The organism is Streptomyces sp. DG2A-72, from assembly GCF_030499575.1.
Classification (GTDB): Bacteria; Actinomycetota; Actinomycetes; order Streptomycetales; family Streptomycetaceae; genus Streptomyces.
In genome coordinates this window covers 5883448-5896235 of sequence record NZ_JASTLC010000001.1, presented here as the reverse complement: position 1 = coordinate 5896235, position 12788 = coordinate 5883448, and the positions used below count along the sequence as shown (strand labels likewise).

The window sequence follows — 12788 nt, the reverse complement described above, 5'->3', positions numbered from 1 at the left end:
GGTGGGGGCGGCAGCGGTGAGATTCCGGTAAGAGGGGCGTGGGGCGCGCTGTCGTCCTCTGGGTCCCTATGTCTCTCCTCCAGCCGACGGCCCGTACGTTTCTCTTCCTGCCGACAGCCTGCACGTCTCTCCTCCAGCCGACAGCCCGCACGTCGAGCCCGCTGACCAGGGCGGCCTGAACCGTCGGCGCCGCGGCCGGCGCACCCACCGGAGCTCTCAGTGCGGCCCGGTCCTAGCCCTTCCCCCGCCGCTTCTTCTTCGAAGGGTTGCCCGAGCGGCGTGTCGTCCGCTTCTCGTGGCGTTCGCGAGCCGCTGCGTACTCCTTGCGGTGAAGCCTCTCGCCGGGGGCCTCGACGAGGGAGCGGATGAAGTAGGCGAGGAGGGAACCGACGAAGCCGATGGCCAGGAGGCCGCGGAGGGAGGACTGTCGGTCGGGGTCGGGGCGCTTGCCGAAGGCGTCCCAGGTGTGCCGGAAGGCGAGTGCGGTGCAGACGGCGAACATGGCGACGACCAGGAGGTTGACGAAGCTGCCGGTGCCGGCGATCTGGAGGCCCTCGTAGGCGAAGCGGAGGACGAGGCAGGCGGCCACCGTGGTCGCGAGGGAGCCTGCGGCGGCAGCGATACGGCGGGTCGTGTAGCCCTTGTCGTGGTTCACCCAGGTCGTGCCGAAGAAGCGGATGGGTTCGGGGCGGGGGGCCGGGGTGTCGGGGGTGCCGTTGGAGCCCGCGGGAGTGGCCGGGGTGCCGGAATCGTCGCTCACGGGTCGATTATGGCGCCGGGGTGGCCGCGGGCTCCTCGTGGGTTCAGCCGCAGCGCGAGGCGATGTAGCCGTCGCTGCCGGTGTTCACGTAGGCGTCCGCCACGAACTCGCCGTTGGCGATGTTGTCCCAGATGTTCGACGTGCCGTACGGACCCGTCACCGTCGTACCCGGTGTCTGGCAGAAGATCGGGACGCGCGACCCCTCGGGCAGGACCCGGACGATGGTGTAGCTGGTGCCGGGGCCGCTACGGACATTCAGGCGGACGTCCGGGGCGACCGGGTAGTACCGGGTGGCCGCCGTGGCGGTGGGCGACACGCCCAGCACCATGAGAAAGGCACCGGCGGCGGCTGCGAGCAGGATCGACAGACGTCTTCGGGATGTCATGAGCCCTCCTGGGCGATGGTCGTGGGATCAGGAGCAGCGCGGACGGATGTAGCCGTCGCTGCCGGTGTTCACATAGCTGTCCGACACAAACTCGCCGTCGTCGATGTTGTCCCAGATGTTCGACGTGCCGTACGGACCCGCCACCCACGTGCCCGGCGTCTGGCAGAAGATCGGGACCCTGGCGCCCTCGGGCAGGATGCGGATGACGGCGTAGTTGGTGCCAGGGCCCCTGCGGACGTTGAGACGGACGCCCGGTGCGACCGAGTAGTAGCGAAGAGCCTCGGTCGTGGCCGCTGCTGTCGTGACGGCCTCTCTCTCGTCGTCCTCAAGCTCATCGACGCGCTCAACAGACATGAAAGCCTCCCCCGTTGACCCCATGACTGCCATGGGGTCCCGTTGATCACCCTAAAACACGCCATGAAACACATGGACGCAATTCGCACAGGGAGGCTAGCAAGTCGCCTCTGTCTCGTACGAGTCATCGACTAGGCTCCGTGCGTCGCGCGCGCCGACGAACAGCACGGGGGTGGTCCCATGGCGCCACAGCGGAACGCCGGAGCGGGCGCGGAAGCGGAACTTCCCGAATACGCCGGCCACTACCGCCTGGAGTCCTGTCTGGGTTCCGGCGGCATGGGAGTTGTGCACCTGGCCCGGAGCACCTCGGGGATGAAGCTCGCGGTAAAGGTCGTACATGCCGCGTTCGCCCGGGATCCCGAGTTCAGGGGGCGTTTCCGCCAGGAGGTGGCCGCGGCGCGCAGGGTGAGCGGCGCCTTCACCGCGTCCGTCGTCGACGCAGACCCGGAGGCCGAACGGCCATGGATGGCCACTTTGTTCATACCGGGACCGACCCTGTCCGACCATGTGAAGCGGAACGGTCCCCTACCCAGTGCACAGTTGCGCCGTCTGATGGCCGGACTGGCCGAGGCGCTGCGCGACATACACCGCGTCGGGGTGGTGCACCGCGATCTCAAGCCGAGCAATGTGCTGCTCGCCGAGGACGGTCCGAAGGTCATCGACTTCGGTATTTCAAGGCCAAAGGACAGCGAACTGCGCACCGAGACGGGCAAGTTGATCGGCACGCCGCCGTTCATGGCCCCCGAGCAGTTCCGGCGGCCACGGGAGGTCGGGCCCGCCGCCGACATCTTCGCGCTCGGTTCCGTGATGGTGCACGCGGCGACTGGGCGAGGGCCGTTCGACTCCGACAGCCCGTACGTCGTCGCCTACCAGGTGGTGCACGACGAGCCGGACCTGACCGCCGTACCGGAGGATCTGGCGCCGCTGGTGCTGCGTTGCCTCGCCAAGGAACCCGAGGACCGGCCCACGCCCGACGAGCTGATGCGGGAACTCCGTTCGGTGGCGGCCTCGTACGACACGCAGGCGTTCATCCCAGCACAGCGGACGGCTGATACGCCGAGGCCGGAACCCCGTACCGAGGAGCCTGAACGACCACCGAAGAGACGGTTCGGCAAGCGGGCGGCCTTCGGCGCGGGGGCGGTCGGCCTCGCCCTGATCGGCGCGCTGGCCTCGGTCCCGCTGCTCGACGGCGTGAACGGCGCACCCCGGAGCGCCGCCCCGCAGACCAGTTCGGCCGGATTCAAGGCGTGGGAGGCCACGCCGGGTTCCGGCAAGAGCGCGCCCCAGTGTTCCTATGGGGCGGGGAAGTTGCTCTGTTCGCAGCCCGGGATGGTCTTCGCCGTCGATCCGTCCGGCGGCCACGTGTTGTGGCGGCATTCCGACGCCAGGGTGCTCGGGGGCAGACCGCCCGTGGTGTCGGGGGGCCTGGTGCAGCCTCCACTGGATGAGGGGCGCCGGCTGGAAGGGCTCGATCCTGCCTCGGGAAAGGTGCGTTGGCAGCAGAGCGTGCCCGCGTACAGCGGCCAGGCGACCGCGGGAGACGCACTCCTGCTCACGAGCGCCGACGGGATGGTCACAGGCGTGGACAGCTCCTCGGGCGATACGAAGTGGAGTCGGCGGATACCTGGCCACCGGGCGCCGTACTTCGGCTCGTTCGCCGGTGATCCGCTGGCGTACGCCATGAGCACGTCCGACGACGGGACGAGCACACGGGTCACGGCAGTGGATCCGGAGACCGGTGACGTGCGGTGGGACGCGCAGCTGAAGGGAACGCTGGAGCCCCTCGGCACCGCGCAGGGGTCCGTCTTCTTCGTCGGCGCCGACGCGGTCTACGGGGACGCGAAGGCCGTGGTCCGTTACACCCCGGACAGCGGAGCTGTGCGCCGCGTGGCACTGCCCGTTCCGCTGGCACAGGCTCATGGGACCGTGCGCGGAAACCTCGTCTACCTCATGGGTTCCGGCGGATCGCTTGTCGCTGTCGACATGGAGGCGCGGAAGCAGCGGTGGAGCTTGGAGGCAGCCGTGAGCCGAGCGTCGGCACCGGTCACCGACGGCCGTCATGTGTACGTGACCGCCCCTGACGGGCGGCTGCTCGCCGTCGACGCCCATGACGGAAGACTTCTCGGCCAGACGACCGCGCGGCTCGGCACCAACTCCGACCAGGTCATGGCCGCGCTGCCCGAGCCCTTGATCGCGGGTGGCCACATCTACGCCGCCGCCCCCGACGGCACCGTCTTCGCCCTCGACGCACGCGATCCGGCCACCTGGTAGCGCAGGTCGCACACGAAAGGGCCGCCCCTCGCGGAGGCGGCCCTCAAACCCTCAGGCCCTCAAAAGCCCAACCCCTCAGCCCAACCCCTCAGCCCAGCTTCGACACATCCCGCACAGCACCCTTGTCCGCACTGGTGGCCATCGCCGCGTACGCCCGCAGTGCCGCCGACACCTTCCGGTCCCGGTTCTTCGGGGCGTACACCCCACTCAGCGCCTGCTCGCGACGCGCCAACTCAGCCTCGTCCACGAGCAGTTCGATGGTCCGGTTGGGGATGTCGATGCGGATGCGGTCGCCGTCCTCGACCAGCGCGATCGTGCCACCGGACGCGGCCTCCGGGGAGGCGTGGCCGATGGAGAGGCCGGAGGTGCCGCCGGAGAAGCGGCCGTCGGTGATCAGGGCGCAGGTCTTGCCGAGGCCGCGGCCCTTGAGGAAGGAGGTGGGGTAGAGCATCTCCTGCATGCCGGGGCCGCCCTTGGGGCCCTCGTAGCGGATGACGACGACGTCGCCGTCGGTGACCTGTTTGTTGAGGATCTTCTCTACGGCCTCTTCCTGCGACTCGCAGACGACCGCCGGACCCTCGAAGGTCCAGATCGACTCGTCGACGCCGGCCGTCTTCACCACGCAGCCGTCGACCGCCAGGTTGCCCTTGAGAACCGCCAGGCCGCCGTCCTTCGAGTACGCGTGCTCGGCGGAGCGGATGCAGCCGCCCTCGGCGTCCTCGTCCAGGGCTTCCCAGCGCTCGGACTGGGAGAAGGCCTCGGCGGAGCGGACGCAGCCCGGGGCCGCGTGCCACAGTTCCACCGCCTCGGCCGACGGGGAACCGCCGCGCACGTCCCACGTCTTGAGCCAGTCCGCGAGCGACGGGCTGTGCACGGCGTGCACGTCCTCGTTCAGCAGGCCCGCGCGGTGCAGTTCGCCGAGGAGGGTGGGGATGCCGCCTGCGCGGTGCACGTCCTCCATGTAGTACGTGCGGTTCTTGGCGACGTTCGGAGCGACCTTCGCCAGGCAGGGCACGCGGCGCGAGACCTCGTTGATCTCCTCCAGGCCGAACGGGACGCCCGCTTCCTGGGCCGCCGCCAGCAGGTGCAGGATCGTGTTGGTGGAGCCGCCCATCGCGATGTCCAGCGCCATCGCGTTCTCGAAGGCGGCGAAAGTGGCGACGTTGCGCGGCAGGACCGTCTCGTCGTCCTGCTCGTAGTAACGCCGGGTGATGTCCATGACCGTGCGGGCCGCCGCCTCGTACAGCCCCTTGCGGGCCGTGTGGGTCGCGAGCACCGAGCCGTTGCCGGGGAGGGAGAGGCCGATGGCCTCCGTCAAACAGTTCATCGAGTTGGCGGTGAACATGCCGGAGCAGGAGCCGCAGGTCGGACAGGCGTTCTCCTCGATACGGAGGATGTCCTCGTCCGAGATCTTGTCGTTCACCGCGTCGGAGATCGCGTCGACCAGGTCGAGCGTGCGGACCGTGCCGTCGACGAGGGTGGCGCGGCCGGACTCCATCGGGCCGCCGGAGACGAAGACCGTGGGGATGTTCAGCCGCAGGGCCGCGTTCAGCATGCCCGGGGTGATCTTGTCGCAGTTGGAGATGCAGATCAGGGCGTCGGCGCAGTGGGCCTCGACCATGTACTCGACCGAGTCCGCGATCAGGTCGCGGGAGGGCAGCGAGTACAGCATGCCGCCGTGGCCCATCGCGATGCCGTCGTCCACCGCGATCGTGTTGAACTCGCGCGGGATGCCGCCGGCCTCGACGATCGCCTCGCTGACGATCCGGCCCACCGGCTGGAGGTGGGTGTGGCCCGGCACGAACTCCGTGAAGCTGTTGGCGACCGCGATGATCGGCTTGCGGCCGATGTCCGCACCGGGTACACCGGAGGCGCGCATAAGGGCGCGGGCGCCCGCCATGTTGCGGCCGTGGGTGACTGTGCGGGACCTCAGCTCGGGCATCGTCGCTCGCTCCTTCGGAGAATTCTGCCGAGAATATTGATTGCTTCGAGCGTACGCCGGGGCACTGACAGCCGGATGCCATGTCCGGCATGCGGGATGCGCGTCTCAGGGATTCAGGATTCAGAGATTCAGGATTCAGGGATTCGTCAGGTGCCCCTGCACCACCGGCGCCACCCGCGTGATGATCTGCTCCACGTCCACCGACGCCACCGGCTCGATCTTGATCACGTACCGCATCATCGCGACGCCGACGAGCTGCGCCGCCGCCAGCTCGGCGCGCAGTTCCGCGTCCGGGGCATCGAGCTCACCGGCGATGCGGCGCAGCAGCTGCGCGGAGACGAGTCGGCGGAAGACGGCCGCCGCGGCCTCGGTGTTCACCGCGGACCGCACGATCGCGAGCAGCGGTTTGCGGGTGACCGGGTTCTCCCAGAGCCCGAAGATCACCCGGGTCATGCGCTCCCCGACGTCGTCGAGCGGGCCCTCGAGGACCACGTCACGCACCTTCAGGGCCGGCGCGAAGGCGACCTCGACGGCCGCCTCGAAGACCTGCTCCTTGGTGCCGTAGTAGTGGTGGACCAGCGCCGAGTCGACCCCGGCCGCCTTGGCGATGGCACGCACGGACGTCTTCTCGTAGCCCCGCTCGGAGAACTCCTCGCGGGCCGCGTTCAGGATCCGGTCGCGGGTGTCGGCGGATTCCGTACGACGGGGTCTGCCGCGCCTTCGGGCGGTCGCGTCGGTCATCGCCGGGGCACCTGCGCGGCCGACGCCAGATGGAGGCGGGTGAAGGCGAGCGCCTCCGCGAGGTCGGCCTCGCGTTCGGCGCTGGACATCGCGCGCCGGGTGTTGACCTCGATGACGACATGGCCGTCGAAACCGGTCAGGGCGAGTCGTTCCAGCAGCTCGGCGCAGGGCTGGGTGCCGCGGCCCGGCACGAGGTGCTCGTCCTTCGCCGAGCCCCGGCCGTCGGCGAGGTGGACATGGCCGAGCCGGTCCCCCATGCGGTCGATCATGTGGATCGCGTCCGCGCGCGCCGTCGCCGTATGGCTGAGATCGATCGTGAAGTGGCGGTAGTCGTCCTTGGTGACGTCCCAGTCGGGGGCGTACGCGAGCATCTCGCGGTCGCGGTAGCGCCAGGGGTACATGTTCTCCACCGCGAACCGCACATCCGTTTCGTCGGCCATACGCCAGATCCCGGCGACGAAGTCACGGGCGTACTGGCGCTGCCAGCGGAACGGGGGGTGTACGACGACCGTGCTCGCGCCCAGCTTCTCGGCCGCCGCCCGGGCGCGCTGGAGCTTGGCCCAGGGGTCGGTGGACCACACGCGCTGCGTGATGAGCAGGCAGGGGGCGTGGACGGCCAGGATCGGGATGCGGTGGTAGTCCGAGAGGCGGCGCAGGGCCTCGATGTCCTGGCTGACCGGGTCGGTCCACACCATGACCTCGACGCCGTCGTACCCGAGGCGCGCGGCGATCTCGAAGGCCGTCGCCGTCGACTCCGGGTAGACCGAGGCGGTCGAGAGGGCGACCTTCGCGTCCGGGATCCGTACGGCTGGGTTTGCCACGAGGGAAAGGGTACGTGTCTCTGGGGGGTGGGTCGGGGTTGGTGTTCGCCTATTCGCCGTTGTGCTGTTCGCCATAGGCGTGTGCGGGGTCGTGGGGGGTTGCTCGCGCAGTTCCCCGCGCCCCTGTCGGGGCGCCAACGGAGCCCATGTGATCAAGTCGCCGTAGGATCACACCCTCCCTCAGCGCCCACGGGCAGATCTCCAGCGTCTCCACGCCGAACAGGTCCATCGCGCCCTCCGCCACCAAGGCCCCCGCGAGGAGCTGCCCGGCGCGTCCCTCCGAGACCCCCGGGAGTTCCGCGCGCTGAGCTGCGGTCATCCCCGCCAGCTGCGGAACCCACGCCTCCAGGGACTCGCGCTTGAGGTCGCGCTGGACGTAGAGGCCCTCGGTGGAGCGGGCGGCGCCGGCTATGCGGGCCAGTTGCTTGAAGGTCTTCGAGGTGGCGACGACGTGGTCCGGAGGGCCGAAGCGGGTGAATTCGCCGACGCTGCGGGCGATCTGGGCGCGGACATGGCGGCGCAGGGTGCGGATCGCCTCCGGGTCGGGCGGGTCGCCGGGGAGCCAGGCGGCGGTGAGGCGGCCGGCGCCCAGGGGGAGGGAGACGGCGGCGTCGGGCTCCTCGTCGATGCCGTACGCGATCTCCAGGGAACCGCCGCCGATGTCCAGGACCAGCAGCTTTCCCGCCGACCAGCCGAACCAGCGGCGGGCGGCGAGGAAGGTGAGGCGGGCTTCTTCGGCGCCGGTGAGGACCTGGAGCTCGACGCCGGTGTCGGCATGCACGCGCGCGAGGACGTCGTCGGCGTTGGTGGCCTCGCGCACGGCGGAGGTGGCGAAGGGCAGCAGGTCCTCGACGCCCTTGTCCTCGGCGGCCTGGAGCGCCTCGCGGACGACGCCGATCAGCCGGTCGACGCCGTCGGGGCCGATCGCTCCATCGTCGTCGAGGAGTTGGGCAAGGCGCAGTTCCGCCTTGTGCGAATGCGCGGGCAGGGGGCGCGCGCCGGGGTGCGCATCCACCACCAGGAGGTGCACCGTGTTCGATCCCACGTCGAGGACACCGAGTCTCATGTACAGAACGCTACTGCCAGCGCAGACCTGGACCGCCACCCCGGCGGTCCCGGAACGGGTTCCGGGCGACTTACCCTGATCCTGTGCCAAAGACGAAAAAGGCGAAGGACGAAAAGTCGACCAAGAAGGCCAAATCCGGCAAGGGTTCTTCGCAGGCGAAGGCGGCCAAGCAGCCGAAGGTCCCGCAGGTGAGCGACGAGAAGGGCCTCGACTTCGCGCGCGCGTGGGTGGAATTTCCTGATCCGGCGGACGACGAGCAGGTCTTCCGGTGCGATCTGACCTGGCTGACCTCTCGGTGGAACTGCATCTTCGGCAGCGGCTGCCAGGGCATCCAGGCGGGCCGCGCGGACGACGGCTGCTGCACGCTGGGCGCGCACTTCTCCGACGAGGACGACGAGAAGCGGGTCGCCGAGCATGTGGCGAGGCTCACGCCGGAAATCTGGCAGCACCATGACGTGGGAACCCAGACCGGCTGGGTCTCGGTCGACGAGGACGGCGACCGGCAGACCCGCCCGTATCAAGGCTCGTGCATCTTCCAGAACCGGCCCGGTTTCGCGGGCGGCGCGGGCTGCTCGCTGCACATCCTCGCTCTGAAGGAGGGTCGCGAGCCGCTGGAGACCAAGCCCGACGTGTGCTGGCAGCTGCCGGTCCGGCGGACGTACGAGTGGATCGACCGGCCCGACGACACGCGCGTGCTCCAGGTGTCCATCGGTGAGTACGACCGCCGGGGCTGGGGTCCGGGCGGCCACGACCTGCACTGGTGGTGCACCTCGGCGACCTCGGCGCACGGTGCGGGCGATCCGGTCTATGTGTCGTACCGGGCGGAGCTGACCGAGCTGATGGGCAAGGCGGGCTACGACCGGCTGGTCGAGCTGTGCGAGGAGCGGCTGGCGTCGCAGCTGCCGTTGCTGGCGCCGCATCCGGCGGATCCGGTGGATTGAGCCGCTGCGGATTCGGTGGGCTGGGCCGCTGCGGATTCGGTGGGCCGGGCCGCTCGTCGATCGAGCCCCTACGACGGGGGCGGGCTCGGCGCGCCGGTGTCGCTCGGCGACGGGGGCGACGAGCCTGACGGGTCCCCCGGATTCCCCGGACCTCCCGGGTCGGGCGGCGACGGCTCGGTGGGTGTCGGGCTCGGGTCTGCCGAGGTCGGGGGCGGGTCGCTCGGCGTGGGCCCGGTGGGTGTCGGGTCGGGCGGGGTCGGAGTGGGGTCGGAGGTCGACGGGGGCGGGTTGCCGGGGGTGCCTGGGGCGGGTCCCGGGTGGGACGGGGTGGGCGCGGTGCCGTAGCCCTCGATGGAGACGACGGCGCCGGCCGGTGAGATCGCCACGCGCACGCTCCAGGGCCCGGCCGGTTCGCGCAGATGGTCGACGTACACCTTGATCGTCAACGACTCGCCGGGGGCGAGGGTTCCCGCCGACTGGCTCAGATAGAGCCAGGGGTGGCCGGTGGTCGCGGACCAGCGGACGGGCGCGGAGCCGGTCGCGGTGAGGGTGAGGAGCGTGGTGTCGCCGCTGTGGCCGGCCGTCACCTCGAGGTGGGCCTTCTTGGCGGCGCCGGTGACGCTGACGACCTCCACCGAGACGTCGGGCCTGCCGCCCGTCGCGAAGCGCGCGCCGGGCCTGATGTCGGCGTTCCCGGCGTGCTCGTAGCCGCCGTCCGGCGTCTCGCCGTCCAGTCCGCCGGGGCCGTGCGCCTCGCTCGCGCTGGCCGAGCTGCCCTCCTGGCCCTCGGCGACGGGTGTGCCGCGGTAGGCCGCCCACAGGGCGAGCACGGGTGCGGCCACCACGGTGGCGACCACGGTGGTCGTCAGGGCACGCGCGCGTAGCCGGTCTCTGCGGGCCGCGCGGTCCTTGGGGTCCATCGGAAAGCCCCGCCGGTCGAAGCGGGGAGCGGCGATCCGCGCGCGCGGGCCGTGCGCCATGGCGATGTGCAGCTCCGCACGGGGCGCCTCCAGGACGGGCAGCTCGGCGGTGGTGGCGTTCGCGCCGGGCCAGCGGCCGGGGATCGCGCGCTCGGCGGTACGGCGGCAGCGCGGACAGTCGTCGACGTGCCGCACCAGCTCACGGCGGACGGCGGCGCTGAGCACCAGCTGGTTGTCGCCGGTGAGTCGGGCGACGCCCGGACAGCCGCCGGTCTCCACGACGGCGAGGGCGGCACGCGTGCGTTCCACCTCGCAGGCGGCGGAGGCGAGCAGTTCGCGGGCGCCGGCCAGGTCCAGGCCGAGGACGGCGGCGACCTCGTGCGCGGCGAGATGGTGGCGCACGGCGAGTTCGAGCGCCTCGCGCTGTTCCGGGGTGGTGCCGGCGGCCTCCGGCCAGGCGAGCAGGGCGAGTTCGCCCCGGCGCTGCTCCTGGGCCTTCTGGGGGACGGGCGGCGCGGGGGACTCCTCGGTGCGCCGCCGGTCGCCGGTATGTCGTCCCGCGGCGTGGGTGGCCTGACGTTTCTGCTTGGCCTCGGCCAGCTTGCGCAGGCACGCCCAGCGGGCCAGCGCGTACAGCCAGGCCCTGCGGTCGCCCGCCGCGTCCGGGCCGTGCCGGCCACGCCGTTCGGCCAGTACGAGGACGTCCCCGAGGGCGGCGGTCGCCGCGTCGTGGTCGCACAGCACGGACAGGCAGTAGGTGAACAGGCCGTCCAAGTAGGGCTCGTAGCGCGCGGGCAGCCGCTGCGCCAGCGTGCGCGCGGCAGCACGGTCACGCGCCTCCCGGTGCGCCTTGTGTGCGCCGGTGGTGCGGGTCGTGGTCTCCGAACTGCTGCTCATCACCCGTGGACCGTAGGCGGCGGGGGTTGGCGGCTTCTCGCCCCTTGAGCACTTTTAATCCATACGGGTGAAACGATCCCTCATAAGGGGACAGGAACGCTGGATTCCATGGTTCGGGGCGCCCATCGCGGCGGCGGTGGTGCCGGGTGAGCACACGTCCGGCGGCAGCGTTGTCAGTGCTCCCGGCTACGGTTCTCCGCATGGCTGCCCGTACGAAATCCACCAAGGACCGCCCGTCCTACCGCTGCACGGAGTGCGGCTGGCAGACGGCGAAGTGGCTCGGTCGGTGCCCCGAGTGCCAGGCCTGGGGGACGATCGAGGAGTACGGCGCGCCCGCGGTCCGTACGACGACACCGGGGCGCGTCACCACCTCCGCGCTGCCCATCGGCCAGGTCGACGGCCGCCAGGCCACCGCCCGCTCCACCGGCGTGCCCGAGCTGGACCGGGTGCTCGGCGGCGGCCTGGTCCCCGGCGCCGTGGTCCTCCTCGCGGGCGAGCCCGGCGTCGGCAAGTCGACCCTCCTGCTCGACGTGGCGGCCAAGGCGGCGAGCGACGAGCACCGCACGCTCTACGTCACGGGCGAGGAGTCGGCGAGCCAGGTCCGGCTGCGCGCCGACCGCATCAAGGCGCTCGACGACCACCTCTATCTCGCCGCCGAGACCGATCTGTCCGCCGTGCTCGGCCACTTGGACGCGGTGAAACCGTCCCTGCTGATCCTCGACTCCGTGCAGACGGTGGCCTCCCCGGAGATCGACGGCGCACCCGGCGGCATGGCGCAGGTGCGCGAGGTGGCCGGGGCGCTGATCCGGGCCTCCAAGGAGCGCGGGATGTCCACGCTCCTTGTGGGCCATGTCACCAAGGACGGCGCCATCGCGGGACCTCGGCTCCTGGAGCACCTCGTGGATGTCGTCCTGAGCTTCGAGGGCGACCGGCACGCGCGCCTCAGGCTCGTACGAGGCGTCAAGAACCGGTACGGCGCCACGGACGAGGTCGGCTGCTTCGAGCTGCACGACGAGGGCATCACCGGCCTGGCCGACCCGAGCGGCCTGTTCCTGACCCGGCGGGCCGAGCCCGTGCCCGGCACCTGCCTGACCGTCACCCTGGAGGGCCGCCGCCCGCTGGTCGCCGAGGTCCAGGCGCTGACCGTCGACTCCCAGATCCCCTCCCCCCGCCGCACCACATCCGGCCTGGAGACCTCCCGTGTCTCGATGATGCTGGCCGTCCTGGAGCAGCGGGGCAGAATCAGCGCGTTGGGCAAACGGGACATTTACTCCGCGACGGTCGGCGGAGTGAAGCTCTCCGAGCCCGCCGCGGATCTGGCCGTCGCCCTCGCCCTGGCGTCGGCCGCCAGCGACACCCCCCTGCCCAAGAACCTCGTCGCGATCGGCGAAGTGGGGCTCGCGGGCGAGGTCAGACGGGTCACGGGCGTGCAGCGCAGGCTCTCCGAAGCGCACCGTCTGGGCTTCACGCACGCGCTCGTGCCGGGCGATCCCGGCAAGATCCCTGCCGGTATGAAGGTCCTGGAAGTGGCCGACATAGGGGACGCCCTGAGAGTCCTTCCGCGCTCACGTCGCCGAGAGGCCCCACGGGACGAGGAGGACCGCCGGTAGACTTTGCCCTGGTCTCGCCCGTGCGTACGAACCGAGTGTGCGAAACGGGAGTGCCAGAAGTACCTGCGACCGGAGGAGTG

Annotated in this window: 11 protein-coding genes; 3 read left to right on the top strand and 8 right to left on the bottom strand. The window is 70.9% G+C overall.

All coding sequences use genetic code 11. From position 1 onward, the window contains the following. Positions 1–232: 232 nt before the first annotated feature. From QQY66_RS28130 to QQY66_RS28120, 3 genes are all read right to left on the bottom strand, one after another. The gene (locus QQY66_RS28130) at positions 233–760 is read right to left on the bottom strand and encodes an EamA/RhaT family transporter (RefSeq protein ID WP_301983064.1); all 528 of its coding nucleotides are present in this window, start codon (positions 758–760) and stop codon (positions 233–235) included. A gap of 43 nt (positions 761–803) precedes the next feature. Continuing rightward, positions 804–1088 (bottom strand): SH3 domain-containing protein, encoded by a 285-nt coding sequence (locus tag QQY66_RS28125; RefSeq protein WP_301987521.1) that lies wholly within the window; start codon positions 1086–1088, stop codon positions 804–806. Positions 1089–1172: 84 nt separating this feature from the next. Next, a complete protein-coding gene (locus tag QQY66_RS28120; protein ID WP_301983063.1) occupies positions 1173–1499 on the bottom strand; it encodes an SH3 domain-containing protein in 327 nt (108 codons plus the stop codon). A gap of 180 nt (positions 1500–1679) precedes the next feature. Between QQY66_RS28120 and QQY66_RS28115 the strand changes: the two genes are divergently transcribed. Beyond that, entirely contained in the window at positions 1680–3770 is a 2091-nt protein-coding gene (locus tag QQY66_RS28115) for a serine/threonine-protein kinase (protein WP_301983062.1), read from the top strand. An 88-nt stretch (positions 3771–3858) separates the two neighbouring features. Here the strand turns inward: QQY66_RS28115 and ilvD are convergent, their stop codons facing one another. From ilvD to QQY66_RS28095, 4 genes are all read right to left on the bottom strand, one after another. Further along, positions 3859–5712, bottom strand: a complete 1854-nt coding sequence (gene ilvD / locus QQY66_RS28110) for a dihydroxy-acid dehydratase (RefSeq protein WP_301983061.1) — start codon at positions 5710–5712, stop codon at positions 3859–3861. 135 nt (positions 5713–5847) lie between these two features. Then, the gene (locus tag QQY66_RS28105) at positions 5848–6453 is read right to left on the bottom strand and encodes a TetR/AcrR family transcriptional regulator (RefSeq protein ID WP_301983060.1); all 606 of its coding nucleotides are present in this window, start codon (positions 6451–6453) and stop codon (positions 5848–5850) included. Further along, a complete protein-coding gene (locus QQY66_RS28100; RefSeq protein ID WP_301983059.1) occupies positions 6450–7274 on the bottom strand; it encodes a sugar phosphate isomerase/epimerase in 825 nt (274 codons plus the stop codon). Before QQY66_RS28100 ends, QQY66_RS28105 begins: the two co-directional genes overlap by 4 nt. A 49-nt stretch (positions 7275–7323) precedes the next feature. Next, positions 7324–8340 carry a Ppx/GppA phosphatase family protein gene (locus QQY66_RS28095; RefSeq protein WP_301983058.1) on the bottom strand — a complete coding sequence of 339 codons (1017 nt, stop codon included), beginning with the start codon at positions 8338–8340 and terminating at the stop codon, positions 7324–7326. Between the two features lie 83 nt (positions 8341–8423). On the opposite strand from QQY66_RS28095, the gene QQY66_RS28090 reads away from it, so the two are divergent. Continuing rightward, complete coding sequence (locus QQY66_RS28090) at positions 8424–9281, top strand: hypothetical protein (protein ID WP_301983057.1); 858 nt, start codon at positions 8424–8426, stop codon at positions 9279–9281. A 68-nt stretch (positions 9282–9349) separates the two neighbouring features. Here the strand turns inward: QQY66_RS28090 and QQY66_RS28085 are convergent, their stop codons facing one another. Beyond that, positions 9350–11101 (bottom strand): hypothetical protein, encoded by a 1752-nt coding sequence (locus QQY66_RS28085; protein ID WP_301983056.1) that lies wholly within the window; start codon positions 11099–11101, stop codon positions 9350–9352. Positions 11102–11298: 197 nt separating this feature from the next. Between QQY66_RS28085 and radA the strand changes: the two genes are divergently transcribed. Continuing rightward, positions 11299–12708, top strand: a complete 1410-nt coding sequence (gene radA, locus QQY66_RS28080) for a DNA repair protein RadA (protein WP_301983055.1) — start codon at positions 11299–11301, stop codon at positions 12706–12708. Positions 12709–12788 lie beyond the last annotated feature (80 nt).

What these genes read in the sequence shown, in the direction of transcription:
- QQY66_RS28105 (WP_301983060.1), bottom strand. Translation starts at nt 6,453, where the DNA reads ATGACCGACGCGACCGCCCGAAGGCGCGGCAGACCCCGTCGTACGGAA.
- ilvD (WP_301983061.1), bottom strand. Translation starts at nt 5,712, where the DNA reads ATGCCCGAGCTGAGGTCCCGCACAGTCACCCACGGCCGCAACATGGCG.
- QQY66_RS28120 (WP_301983063.1), bottom strand. Translation starts at nt 1,499, where the DNA reads ATGTCTGTTGAGCGCGTCGATGAGCTTGAGGACGACGAGAGAGAGGCC.
- QQY66_RS28095 (WP_301983058.1), bottom strand. Translation starts at nt 8,340, where the DNA reads ATGAGACTCGGTGTCCTCGACGTGGGATCGAACACGGTGCACCTCCTG.
- QQY66_RS28125 (WP_301987521.1), bottom strand. Translation starts at nt 1,088, where the DNA reads ATGGTGCTGGGCGTGTCGCCCACCGCCACGGCGGCCACCCGGTACTAC.
- QQY66_RS28115 (WP_301983062.1), top strand. Translation starts at nt 1,680, where the DNA reads ATGGCGCCACAGCGGAACGCCGGAGCGGGCGCGGAAGCGGAACTTCCC.
- radA (WP_301983055.1), top strand. Translation starts at nt 11,299, where the DNA reads ATGGCTGCCCGTACGAAATCCACCAAGGACCGCCCGTCCTACCGCTGC.